The 26,026-nt window shown below is 62.8% G+C and carries 15 protein-coding genes; 5 read left to right on the top strand and 10 right to left on the bottom strand.

What is annotated here, in order from left to right; translation table 11 throughout:
- The first annotated feature begins 288 nt into the window (after nucleotides 1-288).
- The 5 genes from Pla111_RS03700 to Pla111_RS03720 are packed head-to-tail and all read left to right on the top strand — an operon-like array spanning nucleotide 289 to nucleotide 10,954.
- A complete protein-coding gene (locus Pla111_RS03700) occupies nucleotides 289-3,759 on the top strand; it encodes an AAA domain-containing protein (protein ID WP_146571455.1) in 3,471 nt (1,156 codons plus the stop codon).
- 37 nt (nucleotides 3,760-3,796) lie between these two features.
- A complete protein-coding gene (locus Pla111_RS03705) occupies nucleotides 3,797-5,044 on the top strand; it encodes a hypothetical protein (protein WP_146571457.1) in 1,248 nt (415 codons plus the stop codon).
- On the top strand, nucleotides 5,041-7,377 hold the full coding sequence (locus Pla111_RS03710; protein WP_146571459.1) for an AAA family ATPase: 2,337 nt from the start codon (nucleotides 5,041-5,043) through the stop codon (nucleotides 7,375-7,377). Before Pla111_RS03705 ends, Pla111_RS03710 begins: the two co-directional genes overlap by 4 nt.
- On the top strand, nucleotides 7,374-8,477 hold the full coding sequence (locus tag Pla111_RS03715; RefSeq protein WP_146571461.1) for a DUF2357 domain-containing protein: 1,104 nt from the start codon (nucleotides 7,374-7,376) through the stop codon (nucleotides 8,475-8,477). The genes Pla111_RS03710 and Pla111_RS03715 overlap by 4 nt, the downstream gene beginning before the upstream one ends.
- On the top strand, nucleotides 8,474-10,954 hold the full coding sequence (locus Pla111_RS03720) for a hypothetical protein (protein ID WP_146571463.1): 2,481 nt from the start codon (nucleotides 8,474-8,476) through the stop codon (nucleotides 10,952-10,954). Before Pla111_RS03715 ends, Pla111_RS03720 begins: the two co-directional genes overlap by 4 nt.
- Before the next feature lie 317 nt (nucleotides 10,955-11,271).
- Here the strand turns inward: Pla111_RS03720 and Pla111_RS03725 are convergent, their stop codons facing one another.
- The 10 genes from Pla111_RS03725 to Pla111_RS03770 form a co-directional block, all read right to left on the bottom strand.
- Complete coding sequence (locus Pla111_RS03725) at nucleotides 11,272-15,126, bottom strand: protein kinase domain-containing protein (protein ID WP_146571465.1); 3,855 nt, start codon at nucleotides 15,124-15,126, stop codon at nucleotides 11,272-11,274.
- 340 nt (nucleotides 15,127-15,466) lie between these two features.
- Nucleotides 15,467-16,534, bottom strand: a complete 1,068-nt coding sequence (locus Pla111_RS03730) for an integrase core domain-containing protein (protein WP_146571467.1) — start codon at nucleotides 16,532-16,534, stop codon at nucleotides 15,467-15,469.
- A 243-nt stretch (nucleotides 16,535-16,777) separates the two neighbouring features.
- Nucleotides 16,778-17,713, bottom strand: coding sequence for a sigma-54 factor interaction domain-containing protein (locus Pla111_RS17605; protein ID WP_391581006.1), 936 nt, complete (start codon nucleotides 17,711-17,713; stop codon nucleotides 16,778-16,780).
- Between the two features lie 138 nt (nucleotides 17,714-17,851).
- Entirely contained in the window at nucleotides 17,852-18,769 is a 918-nt protein-coding gene (locus Pla111_RS03740; RefSeq protein ID WP_146571469.1) for an ArdC family protein, read from the bottom strand.
- Between the two features lie 191 nt (nucleotides 18,770-18,960).
- Nucleotides 18,961-19,401, bottom strand: a complete 441-nt coding sequence (locus Pla111_RS03745) for an HD domain-containing protein (RefSeq protein WP_146571471.1) — start codon at nucleotides 19,399-19,401, stop codon at nucleotides 18,961-18,963.
- A gap of 45 nt (nucleotides 19,402-19,446) precedes the next feature.
- Nucleotides 19,447-21,093, bottom strand: coding sequence for a HEAT repeat domain-containing protein (locus tag Pla111_RS03750; protein ID WP_146571473.1), 1,647 nt, complete (start codon nucleotides 21,091-21,093; stop codon nucleotides 19,447-19,449).
- A gap of 111 nt (nucleotides 21,094-21,204) precedes the next feature.
- Nucleotides 21,205-21,372 (bottom strand): SEC-C metal-binding domain-containing protein, encoded by a 168-nt coding sequence (locus Pla111_RS03755; protein ID WP_146571475.1) that lies wholly within the window; start codon nucleotides 21,370-21,372, stop codon nucleotides 21,205-21,207.
- A 73-nt stretch (nucleotides 21,373-21,445) separates the two neighbouring features.
- Nucleotides 21,446-22,216, bottom strand: coding sequence for a family 16 glycoside hydrolase (locus tag Pla111_RS03760; protein ID WP_197524717.1), 771 nt, complete (start codon nucleotides 22,214-22,216; stop codon nucleotides 21,446-21,448).
- A gap of 68 nt (nucleotides 22,217-22,284) precedes the next feature.
- Entirely contained in the window at nucleotides 22,285-24,501 is a 2,217-nt protein-coding gene (locus Pla111_RS03765; RefSeq protein WP_146571479.1) for a glycoside hydrolase family 2 protein, read from the bottom strand.
- A 343-nt stretch (nucleotides 24,502-24,844) separates the two neighbouring features.
- The gene (locus tag Pla111_RS03770) at nucleotides 24,845-25,912 is read right to left on the bottom strand and encodes an integrase core domain-containing protein (RefSeq protein ID WP_146571481.1); all 1,068 of its coding nucleotides are present in this window, start codon (nucleotides 25,910-25,912) and stop codon (nucleotides 24,845-24,847) included.
- Nucleotides 25,913-26,026 lie beyond the last annotated feature (114 nt).

Here is a 26,026-nt window from a genome sequence, read left to right on the forward strand (position 1 = left end):
AGGCGGAGAACACGGTCCGCAGCGTCGTGACGCCTGATGGTCTCGTCGATGAGGAACGGTCGTCACCCGGCTGGCGAGAGCGGGGCGAGCAAGGGAGCCATTCGCCGACTCCCGGGATTGGGCGACGCCGCAGCGGCGGCGCCGGGCGGCCCCGGGCGCTCGGAGGGAGGTTGAGCGTAAAGCGGAGTAGACCTGCCCCTTTTGGTATGATCTCGGCTGCATCGACGCCCCGCCCCCGGAGGCGGGGCGGAGCCGCTTGTGAGGAAATGATGGGCGAGACGACCCTCGGTGAGTGATGACGACCAAGAGCGAATTGTCGGCCTGCTCCAGCAGAGCCGACTCGGACTGAGCTCGCGTGACGTCGCGAGGCGGAGCGGGCTGCGCGCCAGCGACGTCAACAGGTGCCTGCTCGCTTTGCAGTCGCAGGGGCGGGTGGAGAGACGCGGCGCGAAGTGGAGGAGCACCGCGTCGATTCAGCTCGGGGCGGGACGCATCACCCCCGCCGCGAAGCCCGAGCAGCCGACGGCGCCCAACCGCCGTGCCGCCTCGGAAACGCTCTGGAAGCCGGGGGCCCAAGGCGGATCGACGAACGGGGAAGCGCAGCAATCCCGGTTCGTCAAGCCGACGATCGACATCGGGGCTTCTCGGTGGTCGGACTTCCGCCGCCTTTGCCTGTACTACGCCGAGTGCGTGCGTCTCGACCAGCGGTCTTCGATCCACGCCAAGTCCGACGAGGAGAACGAAGGGATCGTCTGCCTGGACGGTGGGTTGATCAACTCGGGTTCCCTCGTGGTGCGCACGAGCGAATCGTGGCGGCGGTTCATGCAGGAAGCGGCCACCTCGGAGTACCTGTTCATCGGCTACCCGCTGCATCGCTACCAATGGAGGGACTCCCATAGCGGTCAGACGATCGACTTCGTTTCCCCGGTCTTCGTTGTTCCCTGCAGGTTTGAGATCAGCGGGCTCAATCTCCACCTGGAGCTTTTGGGGGCCCCGAGAATCAACGAGGGGTGGCTCGAAAGGCGATTGAAGAACGCCGACGAACGTCGGGCATTCTTGACGCTGATGGGGAACGCCAGCGCGAGCGGCGACGACGAAGCGGAGGAGTGGCTCGACTGGAGGCAGGGGGCCCAGCTGCTATCCCACTACTACGGCGACTGGCTGGCGGAGCCGCTCGACCCCGCGAGGTTGGGGTCGTTCCCACCGCTGAAGGAGCTGCCCCGGGACGGGCTCTACAATCGCGCCGGCCTGCTCGTGCCCCGGAAGTGGCGGTACACCAACAAACTCCACGGCGAGCTGATCGCCCTGGCCCACGAGATCCCCGACGACCAACTGGACGAGACCGCCCTCCGCACGGTGTTCCCCCATGGCGAACCCGCGCGGCGGGGGCCGGGGGAGGAGGGAGGAGCCGAGGCGGACGGCTCGGCGTTGACGACCGCCACGCCCTTGATGCTCAACGCGGAACAGTTCGCCGCGCTGGACGCCTCGGCGACCGAGCTGCTTTCCGTCGTGGTCGGGCCGCCGGGGACCGGGAAGTCTCGCGTCGTGGCGGCGACGCTCGCCCGCCAGGCGGTCGCGGGGCGCCACGCCCTATTCGCCAGTCGCAACCACCAAGCGCTCGAAGCGGTGACGCCAACCGTCAACGCGATCACCGACCCCTGGCCGCTGATGCTACGACTGGCGCGGCCCTGGGGTGCGGCGGTGGACCACTCGATGCAGACCGCCCTAGCGACGCTGGTGTCATCGGATCAGGGGGCGGACGAGCGACGGGCGGAGCAGCTTCGGCGTCGGCTCGCCGACAAACTAGTGCAGCGCCGCAAACTGTCGGGTCAACTCGACGAAGCGATCCGCATCCGGGGCGACATCTCGGTTGAATTGTTCGATTGGGAAGACGCCATCAACGCGGTGCCCGAAGCGATCCGGTCGGGGTTCCGTGTGCAGCCCGACGCGCCCTCTAAGGACGAGCTGCAGGCCTGCGTCAACCGGGTGCGTCCGCCGGGGCCCGCGCAGCTTTCGCTGCGGTGGTTCGTGGCGTGGGCCCGTTTCCGGCTGACCTGGCGCCGATCGCTCGCCGCCGCCAGGAGTCTCGACGGACGGTTGCGGAGCCTGTTCGACGCCGGAGGGAGACTCCCACCGGCCCCCAGCGGAGAGTCTCACGAGCTGTGCGACTACTTTACGAAGTGCCTCGCGTTCTGGCGGCCCGTCGTTGAGGCCAACGAGCAGGCAGCCAAGCTCACGCAGCTCAGAGCCTCGCTCGCGGGGCTTCCGGACCTGGACGCGTTGTGTCGGGAGCTACACCGATTGACGTTGGAGGTCGTCCGGCTTACCGATGATCTCTGCCGAGAAGTGGCCATCTCGACCGGCGCCGGGATCTCGAATGAAGAGCGACGCGACCTTGATGAGGTGCTCAAGGCGATTGCCAACCAGAGTGCGATCGATGACGATGCCGCGAAGAGGCAGTGGGAGCGAGCGCTGCGTAAGGCAATCCCAATCCTGCTGCGTCACTTCCCCTTGATGGCGACCACTAACCTGTCGGTCCAGCGTGATTTCTCGTTGGTGCCCGGAGCGTTCGATCTGCTGGTTGTCGACGAGGCGAGTCAATGCGACGTCGCCTCGGTCATTCCACTGCTATTCCGCTCGCGGCGGGTCATGGTGGTGGGCGACCCCATGCAGCTGCAGCACGTCACATCACTCTCCGCGGCAACCGACCGGTTGTTGCGCCAGCAGTTTCGCGTCGACTCCGATAGCCTGCAGAGATTCAGCTACCGAGCGACTTCATTGTTCTCTCTCGCGAACACGTCGCCCTCGGTCTGTCAGCGAACTACGCTGAGGCAACACCACAGGTGCCACCCCAACATCGCCGAGTACTGCAGCGACTCGTTCTACAAGGGCAACTGGATCGTGCTCACAGAGGAACGTGGCGACCGGGGGATGCAGTGGACACAGGTTCCGGACGACAGTCAGCCGGCGCCTGGTGGGGGCGCCACTAGCAAAGCCCAGATGGACGCCATCACCGCCGAGCTCAAGCGACTCGGTTCCGAAGGATACGAAGGTACCGTCGGCGTGGTGACTCCTTTCCGGAGACAAGCAGACTTGCTGCGTGACCGCCTCTACCAGTCGCTCGACAAGTCCCTAATTGAGCGTTGGCGTCTACTCGTCAACACGGCGGACGGGTTCCAGGGGGACGAGAGGGACACCGTGCTTCTGAGCTTGGTCGCGGGACCCAACCTCACGAGCGGTTCTCACGGATTCCTGGCGTCGGGCCCAAATCGCTTCAACGTCGCGGTGAGCCGGGCCAAGCGGCTGCTGCATGTCTTCGGAGACAAGTCATGGGCCTCCGCATGCAGCATTAGCCACCTCCGCCTGCTGGCCGAGGCTTGCGATCGCGTAGCAGTCACGCCGTCGAAGTACGACCCCGACAACTTCCGCACGGACCTGGTCGGACCCGTTTGGGAGCCCGCTCTCGCGGAGGCCATGCGTGAAGCAGGGCTTCCCTTCTTCCAGCAGTACCCCGCTTGCGGGCGCTACCTCGACTTTGCGTTGCTTCGGGAAGGCCTCAAGCTCGACGTCGAGGTGGATGGCGAAGCCTATCACCGTAGCGCTTCCGGCGGATATGTGATGCAGGACATCCGCCGGGACCAGATGCTGATTTCGGCGGGCTGGACGGTTAAACGCTTCTGGGTGTACGAGCTCCGTGAGGATATGCCGCGGTGTGTTAGAGAGATCGCGGAGTGCTACGGGGCTAGCCAAACTGCCTGATTAACCTAGACATCCAGCCCGATTAGAATATACGGGCATGTACAGCTATCCTGAGTTACCGCCCGCCTGGCCCCAGCCCTCCCCCCCTGCAGGGGAGTCGGACGGGGGCGCGCCCTCCGAGTCCGCTCAGCCGAATCCCGAGCTGCCTTCTCGATGGTGGCCGCTACTGCTGGGGGTCATCGGGGTCGCCGCCGTCGCGTTGCAAAGCTCGTCCATCTTGACGCTGCTAGACTCCGGACGAGAGCGGGCGGAGTTCGACGCGCGGGTGGCGGCCTGGGAGGAATCCACGTCGAGCCGACAAGACGCTCTTCAAGAGTGGTCAAAGATCGAAGACGAGGTGAGAACACGCGTCGAACAGCTGCGTGCTCAGACGCAACAGCTAGCCGAGTTGCGAGACACCGTCGCCTCCGAGCACGAGCAGTTGGCCAAGACCGCGGCTTCCGAGGCGAAGAGCGTTGAGATCTTGCGGAAGGAACGCGACGCGGTGACGGCGAGCCTCGAAGCGGCTCAGGAGTCGCTGAGGTCCACCGAGAGCCAGCAGAGCTCGCTCCAGTCTCAGCTCAGCGTGATCCGGGGGCGGGTCGAAGAAGCAGAAAAGCAGAACGCTTCTCTGATGACGCAGGGTCGGTCAATCCAAAACGCCTTGCGACGCGTCAAGGCGACCCAGGAAACGGCGGAGAAGACCCTGCAGAACGAAGAGGGGCGCTTGGCTGCGACGGAGGCTCGGGTCACTGCAACGCTCAAGGAACTGGAGCGACTTGAGGCGATCTTGTCCGAAAGGGCCAGCACGCTCGCCACCTTCAAGCAACAGGAAGCAGAGGCCGAGGCGGCGACCGAGCGCGCCGACAAAGCCCGCGAGCTGCTGGCATCGGTTGAGCGAAAGCTGGTGCAGCTGGGCAGCGAGCGAGAAGCGGCAACCGAGGCGCTGACGGCGCTGCGTACCGAGGCGGAGGGCCTGTCGGCGACGACGGAGCGAGAAGCGGGTCGCTTGAACAGGCTCAAGGGCCAGATCGAGTCGGCGGAGAAAGAGCTAACCGCGAGACGTGCAGCGGAGGAACAAACAGCGCGGCGGCTCGCCGAGATGACCGACACGCTAGCGGAAACCACCCGGACGGCGACCGAGGCATTGCGGAAGATCACGGGCTCGGCGTCCGAGACGATCGTCGAGCTGTCCGAGAGGGCCGATGAAGCCAAGCGGGCGATCGAGCGGCTTCGCGGGACGCTCTCTCCGCCGGTCGCCCCACCCGAACCGCCGCGCAGCGGCGAGCTGGGAGGCGAGCCATGATGACCGGTATGGCCGCCGTCGCCATGGGGATGGTCGCGACGGTACTGTCTCTGTTCCTCGCGGGGATCGCCTACGGGCATCACCGGAGGCAGTCCCTACGCTTTTGGCGTCTCGAGAAGAGGTTGCCAGACGCCGTTCGTTACGAGGACCTTCAGTCGCGTGTCGCCGCGTTGGAGGCGGAGCACGAATCGCTCCGGGACCGCCTCTTTGACGCCAACGAGACGCTCAACGAAGCCGCCCGGAAGCAGGAGTGGATGGAGACGATCCGCGAAGAGATCGCTTCGTTGGAGCAGCAGAGGGAGGAAGTCGCACGCATCCAGAACGAGCTTGAAACGAAGCAGGTCACCCTCGCGGAGCTGCACGAGCAGTTGCTGAGAGAAGAGACAGCCTGCCGTGAGGCCAAGAAGACCGTCGAGCAGCTCCGCGACGACGAGCATAAGCTCACCAAACAGCTCGAAGAGCTGCGAGGCGAGAAGGATAAACTTGAAGCGATCAAGCGGGAGGTCGCCGATCTAGAGAAGGCGAAGGCCCGCGCCGAGGAAGAAATCGAGAAGGTCAAAAAGAGGGGCGACGAGCTGCGGGAAGACCTCGAGTTGGAACTTCGTCGTCAGAAGGCCTCCCAGGAGGCCGAGCTGGCCGAGCTGAAGCGGCTCGCAGACCAAGAGATCGCGGATCTGGAGAAGGCGAAAGCCCACGCTCTGGAGGAAATCGAGAAAGTCAAAAAGAAAGGCGCAGAGCTTCGAGAAGACCTCGAGTTAGAACTTCGTCGACAGAAGGCCTCCCAGGAGGCCGAGCTGGCCGAGCTGAAGCGGCTCGCGGACCAAGAGATCGCGAATCAGGCGCAGGAAGCGAAGCGACAGAAGGCCGAGTTGCAGTCCGAGTTGGACGCCCTAAGGCGGCAGCGCGACCTAGCCGCCGAGGAGCAGGAAGCCAGGCAGAAGCAGGTCGATGACTTCGAGCAGCGGTTGGCCGACCTCAGGAAGGAGCAGCAAGAGCTGAAGCAGCAGCGGAAGCAGCTCAACAACGAGGTCAGCGAGCTGGAAGGTCGCAGGTCCGCCCTGCAGGGCCAAATCCCAACGCTCGAGTCGGCGTTCTCGCAACTCTCGTCGTCGCTGGAGCGTCACTCGGCGGGGCCCGACCTCGCTAAGAGCGAGCTGTGGAGCCCCGTCCTCAACTCGGGCAGCGAGAAACCCGCTTGCCCTTCGGAACGCGACGCCCTGGAGGCTGTCTCAACGGCGCTGACCGAGCGGGGGCTTCGGTTCGACGCCCGGACGCTCCACGCGTTCCACACCGCGCTGAAATCGACCGGCAGCTCGCCGCTAGTGACCTTGGCCGGCGTCAGCGGCACGGGGAAGAGCGAGTTGCCGCGCTGCTACGCCGACGCGTTAGGGATCAACTTTCTGGGGCTCGCCGTGCAGCCTCGCTGGGATAGCCCGCAAGACCTGTTCGGATTCTACGACTACTTGGAGCAGCGGTTCCGGCCGACGGAACTAACACGCGCCTTGTTGCAGATGGACCCCATCGGCCCTCAGCAGGGACGTGGCTGGGGGTGTCCGGACGAGTATGCCGACGCGCTTCTGGAAGGGCAGATGCTGCTGGTTCTGTTAGACGAGATGAACCTAGCGCGGGTCGAGTACTATTTCAGCGAGTTCCTTAGCAAGCTCGAGACTAGACGCGGTATCGACTGGAATAACGCGGGGCAGCGTCAACGGGCGGAGATCGTGCTCGACGTTTCTGGCCGGACATCCGCTCAACAGCCGCTCCGGCTGTTCGTTGGCCAGAACGTCTTGTTCGTCGGCACAATGAACGAAGATGAATCGACCCAAGCGCTATCCGACAAGGTGATCGACCGGTCGAACGTGCTGCGGTTCGGGAGCCCCCGCGAGGTGACCCCGCTGCACGCGCGGAACGGCGCCGCCCGAGCCGGGGATCGCCTCCTGCACGAGCACTGGAAGAGCTGGTGCAAGACGATGCACGACCTGAGCGACAACGACAAAGACCGACTGCTGAAGTGGGTGCAGCGCATCCGCGGGGCGTTGGACGGCGTCGGCCGACCGTTCGCCTACCGGGTCGCCAACGCCATTCTTGAGTACGCCGCCAACTACCCGGACGTCCGAAACAGGATTGAATACGCCCTCGCCGACCAGATCGAGCAGCGTGTCTTACCGAAGCTCATCGGCCTCGACATGCACCAGCCCGGCAGCGCCAAGGCGCTCAACGAGATCTCGGCGGTGTTGGACGAACTCGAGGACGCGAATCTGAAGGAACAGCTGGCGCGAAACCAGCGAGAGGACTATTTTCAATGGACCGGCCTCGATAGGACGGCGCTGTGACGACTTCGCTGGACGAATTGCCAGTTCCTGAGCAATCGCGTCTGCTCGACGTGCTGGAGCGTTACGCCGACCTCGTCGACGAGATCCGGCTGACGGTTGCGGGGCGTCACAGCGGGCGATTGGCCTGGGAAGGGATGGCGGACCGGCGGGCGGTCTGCGCTTGGGCGAGACTCCTCAGAAGATGGCGGCACGCGGTCCGACCGGACCGGCCGCCGCACTCCCTGGTCGTTCGTCTGTCGAAGGACCTGCCGGAGTTGTTGCGACAGGTGACCGCCTCACCGAAACGCGTGCTGCGGCGAGAGCGAGAACGCGAACCGCTTCATCGTCTGCGCGAATTCGACTCGACCTGCATGCGGTGGGTCTGCCGGCAACCCGGCGTCACTCTCGCGGAGAAGGCCGGCCACCAACGGAGCCTGCTCGCGGTACGACGGTTTGAGAGCATCAACACGCTTGAGAACCGCGTGGTGTTCACCCTGGCGCGACGCAGCGTGCGGCTCTGCCGCGACTACCTGAGGCAACACGAGAGCAGCTTCCCCAACCACGAGAGAGTCTTGGGCGTTCGGTCGCTGTTGCGCCAGTGTCGCCGCCTCCTGGAAGATCCGACCTTCGTTGAGGTGGCGCAGCTGGAAAGCATCCCGACGCCGAACTACGTCTTGTTGCACGACGACCGCTATCACCTGCTCTGGCGGTTGTTCTTGCTGGTGATGCGGCGGCAGCGTCGGCGGCAGGTTCTGTGGTTGAACCGACGCTCCCTGCTCCGGGAGATGCTCGTCGTCGCCGCCAACGAGCACCTTTCCAGAAGTGTGAGCCGCCCGCAACGCAAGGCGGGCCTCCGTTACGACGCCGTGCTGCTGCCGAGCGCCAACGGCGGCGGCTTCCTTGACGCCGCCTGCCAGCCTCCGTTCTGGGACGGCCGGGCAGAATCGTCCGGGTCGCAGACTGGCTGGGAGGTGATCGACGCAGCAGATGACACGTTCCTAATCAGATGCGGAAGGGGAGTCGGGCGATCGCAGCGGTGGCTGGTGGAGCGCGCGCTTCCCACCGACCTGATGCGCCGCTGCGACGAAGAGCTGCGGGCCTTCTTGCGGGAGGTCCGATGAGCACGCCCCTTCCGCCCGCCGAATTCACGGGGGTGAGCCTCGGCTCTCGGCACTGGTGGGCTTGCGACCTGGGTCCGACCGGCGGGATTAGGCACCGGCTCGCGGCGCTCGACGGATACTCGCCGCCAAGCCTGCTCCTGCCGCGGTACGTGGGGGAACCGCTGCGCTTCGACGCTTGGCACCCGACTCACCCTCGCGGTTGCGGGGGATCCGGAACCCTGGAATCCGCGGTGCAAGCGACCGCGGGCGTCGGGCGTTTCCCGCTCGCGGCTGCGTGGAGCGGTAGGCGTGTTCCCGACGCTGCCTGGGGGTGGGACTCGATACCCGAGGAGCCGGTGCAGGTTGAGCCGATCGACGCGGTAGCGGCGGCGTGCCGCTCGGTCGTCGCTCGGTACGGGCGGGCCAAGACGGCCGTCGTTATCCCGAACGACTTCCAGCAGAGTGAGCAGCAGCGGACGCTCGACGAGATCAGCCAGGTTCACCCCGCCACCCAGCTGCTTTGGTTGCCCGTCGCGGCGGCGCTCGCGTGGCTTGAGGGGTTTCGCCGTCAGAAGTGGGCCGACTTGGCCCGAAGAACGCTTGGCGAGCTCGTGGTTGTGCATTGTGATTGGGGTCAGCTCCAGTGCTCGCGGCTTGAGCTGCGCTCGGTAGAGCGACGCAACGCGGTCCCGGTCGTGCCTGCTCGGAGACGTCCGGTCGTCGCAGACAACGCGGTCTGCGGTTTCGGCTGGACGCTTGTCGAGTCGGGCGGAGAACTCGCTTCTCACTGGGGGAGGGTCTTCGCTTCGGACCTGAGCCAACCGTTGGAGTCACTCTTCGGCGACGGGATCGCCGCCTACCAATCTCACCCGCGTTCGGAGTGGCTTCAGAGGCTCAACGGCTGGTCGGTGCCGCAACAACCGGTTGCGGCAGCGCTAGAGGAGCTCGTTGGGTACTTGGAAGACCTGCCCGTGGCGCTCTTCGGTGTCGTGGTGGTGGGCGACTTCGCCGACCTAGTGGGAAGAGAGCTCGGACGTGCCGTTCAATCGGGGAGGATACGCGTCCAAAAACCGGTCGCGGTGCACAGCGGAGCGGAGGGGGAGCGTTTTCTCGCGCACGGGGCAGCGGTGCACCTCGCTCGCCAGGCGGCGGACGAGGTCAGCTACTACGATTCGCTCCCCGAGTTGGAGCTGTTCGTGGATCGACGCGGCGCGTACGAGTGGGTAAGCCTCCTCGGCGACGCGGAGCATTTCGTCCGGGGAGGGGTGCCCTGGGAGCTTGAGGAGCCGATCGTCGGCTTCGAACTGCGGCGCGGCTCGTCTCGGGTCAAACTCGTACTCGCCCACGAAGAGTACCGGGGCGTCCGAGAGCTGGTCAGCAGCTTCGAAGAAAGCCATGAGCAGCGAACCCCAGTGACGCTGCATGTCACGTGCACGCCGGCTCAAGGCAACGCAAAGCTGAGGCTGGTGACGTCGCCGCCGCCTGGCGCTGAATGCCGGGAGGTGCTCGCGAACTGGCGGCGGATGGTCACCAAGACAGACGCCCAGAATCAGCCGGTCGGGAAGGACGAGTACCTGAGGAGTCAGCCGCGGGCGTTTCCGGAGCTGATGCCGAGGCTCTCGAGCGAGGACAAATGGAGACTGGCCCGCCCGCGACTGCAAGAACTAGTCAGGAGGGTCGAGGAGGAGGGGACGGCAAGGGTGCTCGCGGAGCGGCGTTGGCTCCTCGACGACGTCAAGTCGCGGTTGATGCAGAAAGACCAGAAGAAGTACCCGCAAGACGCGACCGCCATCGGTTCGGACTTCCGAGCTCCAATCGAGTCGCAACAGGACGATCTCCAGCGTGGCGCCGAGTGTCTGCTCGACATCTGGCGTGCTCACAACAGCGACAGCTCAATCGGCGTTCCGCTTGTTGTTCGGGCGCTTGGCTACCTCTCGGTCGACAGCCGTGAGTTTGAAGAGTGGCTGGTTTCCTCCGGAGTCTCGTACGGACGAGACTCCCAGGCCATAGAGCATACCTGCGGCTTAACCCTCCGACAGCCCGAGTACGTCGCGCGGTTCCTCAACCAGATCTTCGCCTACCCAGCGGTCTCTCCGGGGGCGAATCGGTTAAAGGCGGTGTCGCAGATACTGCGTTACCGAGCGGACGCGACGGCGGAGCTAACATCAGCAAAGGCGACTGAGATTATAGAGACATGCCTTAGGCTTTTTCGCTTAGGCGTAGCGAGTGATGCATCCTCATTTGCGTTTCGATGGAGCTGTTTAATAATCGTATACCTCTTGAGACGACGGATGTTCGACTACGACTTCCTCGATCCCTCGAGCGATCTAGCAGTCCGAGCGAAAGATCTTTTCGGCGAAGCTATTGTTAGGTGCGAAACTGGCCACCTACGGCCTATGCGGGGCTCGGTTAATCTCCCCGCCGCCTTCGAGCAGATGATCGCTTATATCGACCGCAAGGGCTCGGGAGACATCCTCATGGCAGCAGAGGATGCGTAGCGGTCTGGTAAATGTCGTCTTTCGGAGCACCGCCGGGAATCGCGGGACGAGCTGGGGCTGATAGCGGTGAAAGCGTCTTCTGGGCAGGCGGCGAAGCACGTGTATCCATCTTCTCTGACCCGAAGGAGGTGCTAACGCACCCACGGCTCGACGGTGCGACTGTCTTTGGTCACAGCTCTCTGCCGGGCCACTCCAATTGACGTCTGCCGACCGCCACGGCACACCGCTGGCGGTGATCGTCCCGGCGCCCAACGAGCACGACCTGCGTTCCCTGCTGCCGCAGGTGCTACCGCCTCGCGTAGCCACGCGTAGAGACGCTACTCCGATTCGGTCGTTACGGCTTCTAACACTCTCGCCATGTCGGCGTGATCGACGCCACGCTTGCGCACCTCGTCAAACTCTGCGCGGAGGGCTGCGTCGAACTCTGGCTTGTTCGTCGCTTCGGCTCTCAGCTCCCGGTACAGGTCCCGACTTTCGTCGAATTGCCCCGCTAGCAGCCGGCTCAGCGCCAAGTTCTGCCGTATCCACGTCTGGCCAGGGTCGATCTGAATCCCTCGTTCTGACTTTTCCCGAGCCGCGTCGTACCGCCGTCGCAGGATCTCGATCCATCCGAGATTACCGTAGGCCCTAGCCACTAAATCTGCATCGGTGGCGTCGAGCTCTGTTGCGCTGGCTGTTGGCCCGTAAAGGTCGAGGATGGCTTCTAGCGCCGCGGTAGCGCTGGAGAGGTCCTCTAAATCCAGCAGTTGCATTGCGAGGTTGTTCAGCAACGTGGCGCAGGCTAGCCGCTTCTCGTCGACTCCCCCTTCCTGCTCCGAAAGCGAGCGGAAGTCGGCGCCAATCTCAGACGCCGCCCTAAAGTTCAACTCAACCGCGCCGGGCTTGGAACGCCAACGCTCGTCGCCAGCGATGAGCGCCTCGGAGTAGCACTCAACCGCGCGACTGGGGTCCCCACGCTCGTCGGCGACCCCCGCGGACCATTCGCAAATCGAAGCCAGGTGCTGTCGGTAGCGAGGAACCTCCGGATTCTCGGCCAGCATTCTTCTCAAACGCGTAACGGCCTCGCCAGTCATTTCGTCTACCGACTCGGTGCGTCCCAGGTGCCGCCGGAGGACCGCGAGATTGAAGAGATCGGTGACCATCGATTCCTGGTACGTCAGGACAGCCGGGTTCTCCTCCGCGATCGGACGCAGGATCTCCAAGCTACGCTCGAGGAGAACGATCGTCTCTTCAAACTCGCGTTCGCTTGCCAAGAGCCCAGCTAGCTCGGAATAGGTCTGTGCGAGCGAGGGAAGCCAGTGCTGCTTCCATCCCGTTTCGAGCGACGGGTCGGCTTCCTCGTGGATCGCAAAGAAGTCTTGCATCTCCTCCAACACGCTGATGGCTTGATTGAACCAGCGTTTGGCTTCGACACGGTCTCTGAAGACCTGGCTCTCGAGTATCCCCGCGTTGAGCGCGACGATTCCGGCGAGCGGAGGAAGCAATTGCTCTCGTGTCACGTCGACAGCGAGCTCTTCATCGCCTCGCCGAAGTCGGAGTGACGACTCATCGCCGAGCGAGCGATTGGCGAAGGCTTTTTCGAGCTCTTCTGTCGAAAGGACCACCTGTCCATCGGTACTCATCAACCAGTCGCCCGGCTTGATACCGGCCTCGTGGGCGGAAGAGTGCCGCAAGACCGCCTTCACCCGAAGTCCTGCGGGCCCGCCGGATTCTGGCGGATCAAAGAACAAGCCGAGCATGGCGAGGCCGGCCGATGGTTCGGTGACCTTCTCCCACGCTCGTGCGTAGGTTGCACGCGCCTCCTCAGCTTGGCCGCAACCCCGCTGCAGAGTCGCCAGCATGTTCATTCCGCCGATCAGGGTGTCCATGCGGCCTGCCGACTCGGGGTCCCGATCGACGAGGACTTTAAACAAGCCAATGGCTCGCGACATGTTCGCCAACGCCGCGTCGTTCTCGCCAAGGTCTCTCTGCTCGATCGCCATATCCCAAAGCACGGTGGCCAAGCGGTCGGTCGCCTCGAGCGAGTCGGATTCCTCGTGCCTGCTCTCCCAGTACTCGAGAGACCTCGTGTAGTACTTCAGGGCGTCGCGTTTTTGGCCGATCATGCCCTCGATAGAGCCGACGTTTTGGTAAGCGTCTGCCAGCGACTCGTCGAGCACGCCGCTCTGCTCGTTTCCGTCGAGAAGCGACCGGTAGAACTCGAGCGCATCCTCCAGCAGCCTCTTGCGGAGCGGCTGCATCCCCGGCAGGTCCATCAACTCTTCCTCGCTGACGCGAGTGAGGAACCTGTCGACCGTTCCACGAGCAACCTTCAGGCTGTCCTCCGCCCTTTCTCTCTCGAGCGAGATGTGGCGAACGTAGACCGCACCGCCGATGGCGAGGCAACAGAGAAACCCCGCGACGAGGTTCGCCGCAACGCGGTTTCGCCGGTAGGCCAACTCGACGCGACGGAGCAGCGACGGCCGCTTGTAGGCGAGCGGCTCGTCTCGTTGAAACCGCCGGATGTCCTCCGCCAGACTCGCGGCGTCGGCGTAGCGATCGGTCAGCTCTGGCTCCAGGCCGCCGAGGAGAATTGTCTCGAGCTCCCAGGGGAGGCGGACGTTGACCGACGATGGGCGACGCGGCCGGTCGCCCTGGATCTTGTGCTGCCGGACGCTGTCGGCGCTCTCGCTGTCGTGGTCGTAGATCCGGGCCTGCGTGTACAGCTCGTAGAAGGTGGCGCAAAGAGAATAGATGTCGCTGCGGGGTCCCACCTCGTCTTCCGCCGCCGATGCCCTCAGCTGCTCGGGCGACATGTAGGCCGGGGTGCCGAGCGTTACGCCCGCCGACGTGACCAGCGTACGCTCGGCATGGTCGTGGCGGGCCACACCGAAGTCCATGAGCTTGACGCGGTCACCGTCCGACAGCATCAGGTTCGATGGCTTGATGTCCCGGTGGATCAGCCCGGACGCGTGGACGTCGGCTAACGCCGCCGCGGCTTGAGCAAACCAATCGGTCACCCGCGATAACGTACGCTCCGTTGAGCCCCGCTCTTGGAAGACCTCCTCAAGCGTCGCGCCGTCGATCCACTCCATCGCGATGTAGTTCTTTACAGCCGCTCCTTCGCTAAAATCCTTGTACCAAGGTTCGGCAGACAGAGAGAACGCTTTCGGGGGCGACCAGACGTCTTCCCCGTAGCCGTACACCGCGACGACGCCGGGGCTCTCGACCCGGGCGAGGAATGCCGCCTCCTGGCGGAAGCGGCTCTTGACCACGTCCGACGCCCCGTCGCGGAGCACCTTGATCGCCACCGGCCGTCCCGTGCTGAGTTGTCGCCCCTTGTGGACGACGCCGTACGCCCCGGCGCCGACAGGGGCGCCCAGCAAGTAATCGCCAACCAGAACGCCCCGCACTTCTTCGGGCGCCAAGCTCGCGAGCAGCTTGCGAAAGTTCTTCCCCTGCACCTCCGATTTTCCGAGGAGGCGTTGAAACGCCTGCAGCACTTCCTGCGCACTGTCGCTTGAGGTGATCGACTCTCCGGAACGGTTGACGTAGTGGACATCGAGTTTGTCCGTCAGACCGTTGTAGACCCAGGCGTCTTGGCGACCGGCGTCCATTCGCCACGGCGCAGCGGGGCGGTCGGAGTCGACCAAAGCCTTGTAGGCGTCGTTGGCCGCGCAGACCTCTAGCAGCGGTTGGATGGCGTCGGCCGCTTCTCGCCACCACGCCGCATCGCTGGGATGGTCGTGCGCGATGCGGTTCCGGAGACCGATCGGCAGCGCGAGCGCTGCGCCGAACTTCGGGGAGTTGCTCAGACTCTGCTTACCGATTTTCGCGAGACGCCCGAGACCGTGAACGGCCTCGTTGTCCAATTGAGCGTCGAGGCACTCGATGACGCGACTCAGACGAGACACGCGTGACAGTCTCGCACGGACGTCCGGCGAGCCTTCCCGAAGGACGACGCGACGGGACTTTTGGATGGTCGAGAGGACCCAGTTCCAGCTTCCCCAAGACGGCTTCTGCAACGCGGAGACGGGACCGAAGAGGTCGCTCGAAACGACTCCTGCCGCATCCCACTCTTGCAGCGCACCGAGGGCTAGTAGCCTGAAGTCAAACTCCAAGACGCTTAGCGCGGCCCTGACGAACTGCTCAGGGTCATCGCGGCTCGCAGCGAGCTCTTGGTATCGGTGCATTCGAGCAGAGAAGTGCTATGGGACGACAGACAACAACGGTCCGTAGGGCCAAGGGTTAATCGACGTAATATAGAGAGGGATCGCGGGCTCGCGAGTCGATGGAGCTGTGCGCTGACGCCTCAGCCTCTTCGAGCAACGGCGATGAAGGGCGAACCGGCCTTCTGCACGCTGGCGCCTGCCGCGATTCGCTGGCAGGGATGGGCTCGGAAGGCGGCAACGCTGCTACTCGATGACATTGCTCTAGCGCACGTGCGAACGACTCGCGGCGAGCGACTTGGTCGTCGCGGTCGGGGGGGAGAATCAGAGACGCCTCCGAAGCAGCGATCGTCATACTTTCGCATCAGGCCGCCTTTCGCTCGTAGTGCTTCAGCACGCCGCCGAGCCATTCTCGGCAGACGATCTCGTCGCCGCTCTCGGGCGGGTCATCGACCTCAGGCCAGACGCCGAGTAGGGGTTTGTTGCCCAGGCGCTGGTGAGGACGCGCCTGGTGATAATAATCGAGGTAGCAAGAGACGAGATGATCGAGGTGCCCCAGACCGAACGTGATAAACCGGTTGAGACACTCACCCCGGATCGATCCGATCCAACGCTCGACGAAGGCGTTCTGATTCGGCGCCCGCGGCGCCGTTGGCTCAACCGAGACACCCGCGTCAGCGAAGACCTGATCGAACCGTTTCGAGTACTTGAAATCGAGGTCTCGGACCAAGTAGCGGACCGGCAGGTCCATGCCGCGCGCCTGCTGAAGCATCGACTCGGCCTGCGCCGTGACCCAACCGTCGTCGGCCTTGAGCGTAGCCGGCGAGCAGATGACCCGCCGCGAGTTGACGTGCAGGAAGGCGAGCACGTAGGCCTGCCGAAGCCCCGTGCTCGTCATGACCATCTTGCTGAAGAAATCACATTGCCAGAGGGTCTCGGCGTGGATCTTGATGAAGTCGTCCCAGGTCCCCGGGCCACGCTTCGGTCCGGGGTGCAGGCCCTCTTCTTTGAGGATTGTACGGACCGTCGTGCGGCCAACGCAGCGGATGCGTAGCTTCCGTAGCTCGCCAACAATACGGCCGTACCCCCACTGGTTCTGTTTGGCGAGCCGAACGACGATCTGACGGATCGCCTCGGACTTCCCCTTCCTGCCCATCTTTTTCGCAGGCGGCTTCCCCTGGCTTCTCCGCTCCAGCCAGCGCCGGTAGGTTCGGGGATGCACGATGGAGACCACTTTCAGCGCGTCCGAGCCCATGCCGTCACCCAGCTCTAGCAGCCGCTGCCGCTCGTCCTCCTTGAGGAAGATCCGGCTCTGTGGCACGCGAGTCCGGGTCATCTCCAGCTCGGCCTTCAGGAACAGTATGTGCCGCCTGAGTTGCTCTTCGTTGGAGCGGGCGAACAGGAAGAACAACGGGCTGAACCAGGGCGGCATGGGGGCGGCTTCCTCACGATTCTCGGGCGATTCCGGGGTGACAACCTTTCTGAACCCCTGGGGTTGGCTCGATTCTCCACCGGCTCGACCCGCCGGCAAGCGACTACTAGTTTGCGCGGCCAGAAATGCTAATGCTTGCTAATCGATGACAACCGTTGCCAATGGTTGCAAGCCTCCCAAGCTAGTAGTAATCTCCCTAAAGCGTTAGAAGCGAGGAGGTTACAGCAGGTGGCTCATCGAGGCTCATAACCTCGAGGTCGTCGCCCGATGACACGGAGATGCATTACTGGGAGGCTGGAGGACGCGAAGCAATTTGGCTTGAAACTCCAGATCACATTCGCCAACCTCGTCGAGAAAAAGCGTTCCGCCATCGGCCTCCGCGAAGGCTCCAACCCGATCGGCTGCCGCGCCAGTGAATGAACCCTTCTGGTGGCCGAAAAGCTCTGACTCCAATAGTTCCCGAGCTATGGCAGCACAATTGATCGCTACGAAGGGGCCTTCCGCACGCGGGCTAGCGCGGTGAATTGCCTGGGCAAACATCTCTTTGCCGACGCCACTTTCGCCCAGCAAGAGGATGGGAACTCCGCGTATAGCTGCCCGTTTCGAACGCCCTGCAGCAGTGCGTATCTCTTTGCTAGTGCCTACAATCTCCTCGAAACCCGCCACCTCGCCGGGACTCTTCGCAGCGAGGTGCTGTAGCTTCATGTCCGCATGGGCATATAGATCCGGCAGAAAGTCCACTGCCAGATCGAACGGAACATCTGTCTTCCACGCCTTCCCTTGGTAGGTCTGATAAAACGTGGCTGGATACTTGCTCTTTCCGAGCAGCAACCAGATTGCCGCCATAGCGGGTGTGCCGGGGCTCAGGTGTAGCGCCAGTTCATGGGTTTTCAGCGCGCCTTGATCGCGCAGTGGCTCCAGGACGCCACTGACGGCACGGAAAATACTCTCGTAGTCCGTGGGGGCTTTGATTTCTACTTGCTTCACCTCCACAGAATGCCCGGTCCAATTCGCATAGCGTTTGGACCAGTCGGCCTTGAAGGTTGACAGGATCAGAACCTTGTCGAAGGGCTCTAAGTCCAGGAGCGTCTTGATAGGACCGCCCTCGTTTGGATGACTTTCGCCGCCGACGGTAGCAAGAATCTGATCTTTGACGCCGGCTGGCTGACATGCAGCCATCGGCCGCAAGTCGTTATGCCCAAGCCACGTTACGAGTAACCTTTTCCGCATGCCACATTCCCATTTGTGCAATCGACAAACGGAATTGTACCGTCACGGACGCCGCACCGGAAGCATCGCTGACGAAGGCTTCTTGAATCAGGCGACCTCGAATGAGACTCCCAAGATATGATCCGCCGCCCGCTGCCCCTGCCCGGCAGCTTGGACGACCAGCTTTTTGTCGTCCTTGAGCTTTTTCCGCCAGCCGTCGATGTACGCGGCGGATTGCTCGATCGTCGGCGGGCTGATCCCGGCTGAGGCGCACAGGAACGCCGATCCCATCTCAGCGACCAGCTCTTCCTTTGAGTAGTCCGGCGATCCGAATGGAGCTGGTGATTCATCGAGGCCGCGATTCAGCCGTGACTTGTGCCCAGTCGAATGCGCCAGCTCGTGGAAAAGGGTTGCGTAGTACGACTCGCGCGAGTCAAAGCGATCTGGCGATGCGATACGCACCGTGTCGATCTTCGGCAGGTACATCGCTGCTGAGCCAGTGTGCATCACGAGTGGTCCGCCCGTGTAGCTCGTGACGATTCGGTCGGCTTCTACGATCGGAACGAAGGGCTCGGATTCGATCTCGCCGGTCGCTTGATCGGGGGCCTCGATCCCGTCGCACTGCTCGGCGTTGAAGACGTTGTAGTGCCGCAGAACGGGAATGGTGATTTCGTCGCCGCTCTCTTTGTCCTTCGTCGCCGCTTGCTTCCAGAACACGACGAGCGTTGACTTCTCGCCCTTCTTGACTTTGCCTTCCTGCTTGGTGACCTGATTGAACGTCGCCCAGTAGTCCGACTCGTACCCGTGCGCCCAGCTCGTCATCGCCAGCAGGAAGACGTTGATCCCGCGGTAGTTCTTGCCAGACGAAAGGCTCTTGGGCATTCCATCACCATTGGCCGATCGCTTGATCGGCTGCCGCCAGGGCGCCACGCCCGTCTCCAGCAGTTCCAGGATTCGGCTGGTGACCTCCTGGTAGATGTCCCGCCTAGGCTTCCTCGTGTTCTTGTTCCTATCGCCCCGGGCCACACCGACCTACCCGCAGGGCGGCGGCGCTGTTGGCGATGATGGTGATCGCTTGCATGGTTCCGTTCCTTGCTACTCAAGTTACTTTTCTCCTGAGTGCCATAGGTGGGAACGCCGAGTCAAGCGTTTTGTTTGTGGCGGTGGTTGTCGGGCTGCATCCGAGGGGGCGAGGCTCGTCACCGGGGGCGTCGAGATCAGTCGTCTAGCAATCGCAGCAGCCCGCGGGCGTACTTGCGGATCTGATTCGTGGTGGGGTTGTCCGCCAGGTTGCTCAGCATGTCGGCGACCTTGACGCCTCTGGCCAGGTCGTTCGCAGCGACCCGCTCGAGGTTCTCCTCGTACGACAAGCCCTCTTGCTTGGTGAGGGCTTCGACCGCGGCGACGACCTCTTCGGGCATGCCTTGTTCGATCAACACGTTGCGTGTGAGTTCCGTATCTTCCAGCACGTCGTGCAGCCAAGCGGCGGCCTGGGATTCTGGCGACTTCGGGGCACGCGAGGCGACCGCGGCGGGGTGCTCGATGTACGGGGTGACGCCGTCTCGACGGAACTGACCCTCGTGGGCTCGGGTTGCGATCGTGCGTGCGAGATCCACGATTTCGTGGGAGGGTTCTTGGCTGGAGCTATCGGTCGGCATGGGTGCGCCTTTGGTTCTCGCTTTATGCTGTTGTCGATCCGTTCGTCAATCATCCGTACGGCCGAATTCGTCTGGCAGGAGGAACGGTAGTCTCGCTCGCAGTTCCGCCGCAAAGCTCTCGGGCAGCATGGCTTTTGCCTCCCTGTACGCATTGGTCAGGGCGTCCTGCTCCGATAGAGACGGTTGGGTGAACACGCGATTGCTGTCGAGCCACCTGCGGGCGAGCTCCTCACTCTGCTCGCTGACCAACTGATCGTTGAGCGTGAATGCCCGAATCAGCCAGGGCAAGCTCTTCCATTTTCCCATCTCGTAGAACAAACGAAGGCAAGTTCTTCTGCCGTTGTCTGTCGGCGAACGCGTCAATACGCTCCAGAGTTGCTCGCCCTCGACGATGGCTGCATGCGCCTGCAGGGACCTCGCCGCCTGTTTCGCAACGCCCGGGCTCTCGTCGGCCAGCCAGCCCACGAGTTCGTGGATCACCTGGTCTCCGAGCAGACGAGCCAAGCCAGAGATGGCGACACGCCGAAATCGCGGGCGGTCATGAGAGCAGTACTCTCGGAGTAGTTGTGCGTCCTGGTCTTCACAGCACTCCGAAAGCCCCATCAGCGCGGCGAGGTTCTCCGGTTCTTCCTGCAGGCTAGCGAGGTACTGCTCGCGGATATTCGTAAGCCCTTGCGTCTTCAGCTCAAACCGCGCCAGATCGCGTACCCCCGCGCTCCGGTCATAGGCGGCCTGCTTCCAAACCATTTCTGCCTCCGCTCTGCTTGACGCAGCCCATGCGATGTAGGCCTCGCGACGAACCGGGGCGAAGCTATCGCTGAGCAAGCGATCGATGAGCGGGCTGTCCGTGGCCAGTGTTAACAGCTTGCGAGCGGACCAGAGCCGCACGACCGCGTCTTCCGCATCGATGCCAAGCTTAGCGACGCGTTCGCTGTGCGATCCAGGCAGCTCGAAGCTCCGCTTTACGAACCGTCGGATCGTGATGCGGTCCCCTGATGCGATCAGCGAGCGAAGACGCCCGTCATGCTCTGGCTCCAGGAGCTGGGAGAACGTTGCGTCCGTGATATGGGAAAGGTCGTTCCGGCCGAACTCCGGCAGGTGAGCGACGAGATCGAGGTTGTTGAACCAGTACTGGGAATAGGAGTATCCGAGACGCTCCTTCACAGCGCGCTGCGCAAGCCGGCTGATTGCCGTGACCCAATCATTTTGACGGATGAGCAGGTACGGGACTTCGGCGCCATCCGACATCTGGGCGAGCAGTTTGACGGCCTCCTCCCGCACGTACCCGTTGCGGTGAAAGCTGAGGAGCCCGAGCAACCCCGCTGAGAGGCCTCCGTCTTGGGTCCTGGCCAGCTTGCGCACCGACCCCTTCCTGAGGTGACTCCACTCTTGGCCGGCGTACCAGCCGTACTCCCAGTTGAACGCGTCAGCCAGCTGGAGCAAGTCAAGCGGCGCGACGTCCGCCATGATCGAAGCGATCGCCTCGGTTGCCGACTCCCTCACCACAGGCTCTTTCGAGAACAAGAAGCGGCAGATGCAGGGGATTGAGGCGGGCTCGCTGTAGACGGCCAGCTCCACAATGCGTGCAACGATGTCGCCGCCTTGACGCGACCTGCCAAACCAGCCCGACTTCTGGTCGAGCTCGTAGAGTTCTTGGGTCAACTGAGCGGCTTTGTCCGACAGCTTTCGCATGTCTGCTTTCGTTATCCCTTGATACAAGCGGGGCCCAACACCCAGGCCAGGTGCGGGCCTCGCGAGGGACCGTTTACGCTTCCCTAAAAGTAGTGGTCTCGGTTCACCCCGTCAAAATCGGCCCCGCTTCAGGCAGCACCGCTTGAAGCGCTTGCGGCTGCCGCACGGGCAGAGGTCGTTGCGGCCGAGCTTCTCTTCCAGCAGCTTCTCGCCGTGAACGACCCGGACGCCGACCTTCACCTGCGTCTCCGACGGGAACCCCCGCCTACGCTTGCTCATCGGCTCGAAAGCAGCGGTCGTTGTTTTGAGAGCGTGGCATGGCGCACCTCCTACTGCGTTGGCTGGGGATCGATCATCGCACAGAAGACCGTTCGGCGCGGCCGTAGGTTCGGGGCCTCGCTCTGATAGCGTGGGAACAAGATCGACGTTCTTTAGTGAGCTTGGCTGTTGATCCAGTGTGGCACCCGCCGTTCAGTTCGACCGACACGAAGCGGGCGTTCCGCGTCTTGGCACCTTCCTGATCGAACTGAGGAGCGGTGAACACGATCCGCAGCGTCTGCCATCGTCCGGGGACGCCCGCGGCGTTTGCCAGCGGGGGAACGCCCTCGTCGATGTACGTGATTCCCTTGCCGTTCTTGGCGTAGACCCAGTGGGGATAGACGCCGCCGCAATCGGTGCCCGATAGCTGATCCTTGCCTCGGCTGTCGTAGAGTTGGACCTCGTAGCGTTGCTGGAGCTTCACGCCCGAGTTTGAGTCTTTGCCGAGCAGGAACTCCAGCGAGACTTCGCAGTCCCCGAATTCACGGATCGAGTTCAGGTTGTTGGCGTCTCCGTAGGCAAACTTCCTGACAGCGGCGACCACGCCGGCGCCCGGGGTGGTCTCGAGCCGGTTGGTTTGGGGGTCGAGCCGAACGTCTGCGCATTCGGTAAGGTTCTTGCCGACCTCGGCGATGCCGACGGCCCCTTCCTCACCGATCAGAACGATCCAATCGTGACCGACAGCCGGCTCAATCTGCCTTGTGGCGACAGTCCGTACGGTGGCTTCCTCAGAAGCCGGCGTGACCCCGAGGGACGGCCTGATGAGCAGAGAGCAACAGAAGACTGCAACGAAGATCGGTTTCATGTTCATGACGGGTCTTTGAGAGCCTGCGAGCTAGGCCATCGGGGGCGCGGAAGTCACGATGATTCGGACTAGTCTTCCAGCGATTCGTGGATTCTCGCTAGCTCGTCCGCTGGGATCTTGATGACCTTCCGATCGTAGGTCATCAGGCCATTGATCTCTCCCTCGACGTCGGTCGTTTGGGTATAGACGCCCGCGGCGATGCCTTTCGAGCGGAGCTCGGCCAGCCGATTGATCGAGTCGACGAAGCGACGCTTGTACTCCGCCCGGTCTTTCGGGAGACCCCCATAACCCCAATTGCGGCCACTGTTGACCCATAAGTGGTCTTTGACGGCGTACCCGTGGCCCCCGAACTCACCGACGACTTTGACGAAATCGCCGTAGCGCCGCTTGTCGAAGGGAAACTTGGGTGCCGGGTAGGAGTGGAAATCGACGACATCGCCAACCGGCCAGAAATTGCCGCCGCTGGCGATGTTCACCAAACGACTCGGGTCCCGCGCGACGGTCCACTCGCCGACCTCGGTGGTGCGGTGCTGGCCCCAGGCTTCGTTGAAGGGAACCCAGACGACGATCGACGGATGGTTCTCGAGCGTATCGACCATCGACTCGAACTCGTCCATGAACTGCTGGTGCTGGTCGTCTGGCCAGTCGGCGTCTTTGGGGTCGGGCTTGAGGAAGGTCCAAGAGGGACTGGCCCCGCCGCTGACTTGGTCCTGCCACACGAGCATCCCCAGACGGTCACAGTGGTAGTAGTAACGGCGTGGCTCGACCTTGATGTGCTTGCGGATCATGTTGAAGCCCGCCTCTTTCAGGAAACGGATGTCGTAAAGCATCGCCTCGTCCGAGGGCGGGGTTAGCAGGCCATCGGGCCACCATCCCTGATCCAGCGGCCCCCAGTGGAAAATCTCTTCGCCGTTGAGCGTGAACCGCAGGTGGCCTTCGTCATCGCGCTGTTTGCCGACCGTTCGGATGCCGGCGTAAGACTTAACGCGGTCGAGAACCTCACCATTGTCGCCGGATAGGACGATCTCCAACGTATAGAGGTGTGGCGACGAGGGGGACCAGAGTTTCGCGTCCGGGACCACCAGCGTGAGCTTGCTGCCGTCGTTCGCGACGTTTGCGACCTTTTTGTCGCCATCGAACACCGTCACTTCAACGCGACTCGGCTTCTTGCCACCTGCGGCGTCAACGACGCAGCGGATCTCTCCCTTCGCAGCGTCGGTCGATAAGTGCAGGTCTTCCACGTAGGTCGCGCCGGTATCCTCGAGCCAAACCGTCTGCCAGATGCCCGATACTTGGGTGTACCAGATCCCTTCGGGCTGCTTCACTTGCTTGCCGCGGAGCTGCCACGCTTCGGTGTCGTCCTCGATCCGGACGACGAGTTCGTTCTCTCCGTCCTGCAGTGCCTCGGTGACGTCAAATGAGAACGGGGTGTTACCCCCCTGGTGGGTTCCAACGGAGACGCCGTTGACGAAAGCCTCGCAGCGGTAGTCGACGGCCTCGAAGTTGAGCAGCGTTCGGCTCGCTTCCTTTTGGGCGTGACGGAAGGCTCGGCGGTACCAGAGTGCCTCGTCCTTGAAGAGCAGTCTCTGTACGCCGCCGAGCTTTGACTCCAATGCAAACGGCACGAGCAGCTTGCCGTCCCAAGCTTCGGGCTTCTCGGCGTCTCGCGAAGTGACGGCATAGTCCCAATGGCCGTTGAGGTTGATCCAGTTGTCGCGTTCGAGCTGCGGACGCGGGTACTCGGTCCACGCATTCTCGGCCGTCACCTTTTCGCCCCACTCGGTGATGAGCTCGGATTCAAACGGCTTCTTGTCGCCGCTCGGCCGCGGAAGCTTGGGCACTGAATCAGCGCTGACAAGATGCGCATCAATGAACTGTCCCCGGCTGGACTGCTGGCAATGAACGGCCAGCGTATTGGTGCCCTTTCGCAACGCGGCGGCGGCTTTCGCGTCGAGTCGAATCAATTGGTAGTCGGTCGTGTAACCTTCGAGCTCGGCGATGAGTTGACCGTTCAGGTAGACCTGGGCCTCGTCGTCGTGGTGAATCAGCAGGACCGGGTTCTTGACGCCGGATTCGAGTTGATACGCCTTACGCATCCAGATGTCGTCGCTGTACCAAGTCGTTCCGACGCGTGCCCCGGGCGTACTCGGGTTGCCCAATCCGGCGTCGGCTTCCTTCCAAGACGAGTCATCGAAGGACTGCCCGAACCATTCGGATTGCGGCTCCTCCGTCACGTAGCGCCAATGATCAACTAATTCGACCGCGTCTGCGTGCGATGGAACCATCAGCACGCAGATCGCAGCCCAAGCAGCTGTGGAATGGCGATTTATGGCACGGACAAGCACTGCCGCGTTAACAACCAGGGGGCTAAACCACCGTGGGGTCCGTCTGAAATTCATCGCAGGCACTTCTAAGTAGTTTGATTCACAAGGTGTAAGATCTGGCGAGCGGCGTCCCGTTCAACAAGGTTGTCACTCAAAATCGACCGGTGATTGTCGGTCGATATTGTTCCCGAAGCCGTGATCGAAGGTAACCGATCGTCACGAATCATGCACGGCTCCGCAGCGGCGCATGGCTGGAAAGCGTGAAGGCACGCAACGTCTCGATAGTCGTTGTCTCTTCAACCCGTCAGGCCGCTTCGCGTTCGTAGTGCTTCAACACGCCGCCAAGCCACTGACGACATACGATCTCTTCGCCTTCCTCTGGCGGATCATCGACCTCGGGCCAGACTCCGAGCAGCGGCTTGTTCTCCTTCCGCTGGTGAGGACGGCAGGCGTGATAATAATCGCAATAGGAAGAGACAAGATGGTCGAAGTGACCGAGGCCGAAGACGATGAAACGGTTCAGGCACTCAGCCCGAATCGAGCCGATCCAGCGCTCGACGAAGGCGTTCTGATTCGGCGCTCGTGGCGCTGTGGGTTCAACCGAAGCGCCGTTGTCGGCAAAGACCAGATCGAATCGTTTGGAGTACTTGAAGTCGCGGTCTCGGATGAGGTAGCGGACCGGCAGCTCCATCCCACGGGCCTGCTCGAGCATCGACTCCGCTTGCTCCGTTACCCACTTGTCGTCGGCCTTGAGCGTCGCGGGCGAGCAGATCACCAGCCGCGAGTTGACGTGCAAGAACGCCAGCACGTAGGCCTGTCGCAATCCGGTGCTTGTCATCACCAACTTCGAGAAAAAATCGCACTGCCAGAGGGTCTCGGCGTGGATCTTGATGAAGTCGTCCCAGGTGCCGGGGCCTCGCTGCGGGCCCGGGTGGATGCCCTCCTCCTTGAGGATCTTTCTTACGGTCGTTCTACCTACGCACTGGATACGGAGCTTCTTTAGTTCTCCGACGATTCTACCGTAGCCCCAGCCCGTCTCTTTGGCCAAGCGGACGACGATTTCTCGGACCGACTCCGGGGTTCCTTTACGCCCCATCTTCTTGATCGGCTTCTTGCCGTTTCTTACTTCTCTCTGCCACCTCTGGTAAGTTCTTGGGCTGACGATGGTGATGACTTCGAGAACTCCTCTTCCTATGGCCCCTCCCAGCTTCAGTAGCCGCTCTCGCTCGTCGTTGTCGAGGAAGATGCGATTCTTGGGAATCCGCTTGCGGAGCATCTCGTTCTCCGCTTTGAGAAACTCGATCTGTTTGCGGAGCTGGTCTTCGGTAGAACCGGCCAAGAGGAACAGTAGCGGCGAGAAGAAGCTCGACATCGTGAGCGCCTTTCAGAGCGAGAAAAGCAGGGTGACAACCTTCGCGCACCCCAGGTGCCCGTCTGATTCTCTGCGCTCAGAAGTGGGCCGCAAGCGACTACGGGTTTTGAATGC

This window comes from Botrimarina hoheduenensis (assembly GCF_007859815.1).
Lineage (GTDB): Bacteria > Planctomycetota > Planctomycetia > Pirellulales > Lacipirellulaceae > Botrimarina > Botrimarina hoheduenensis.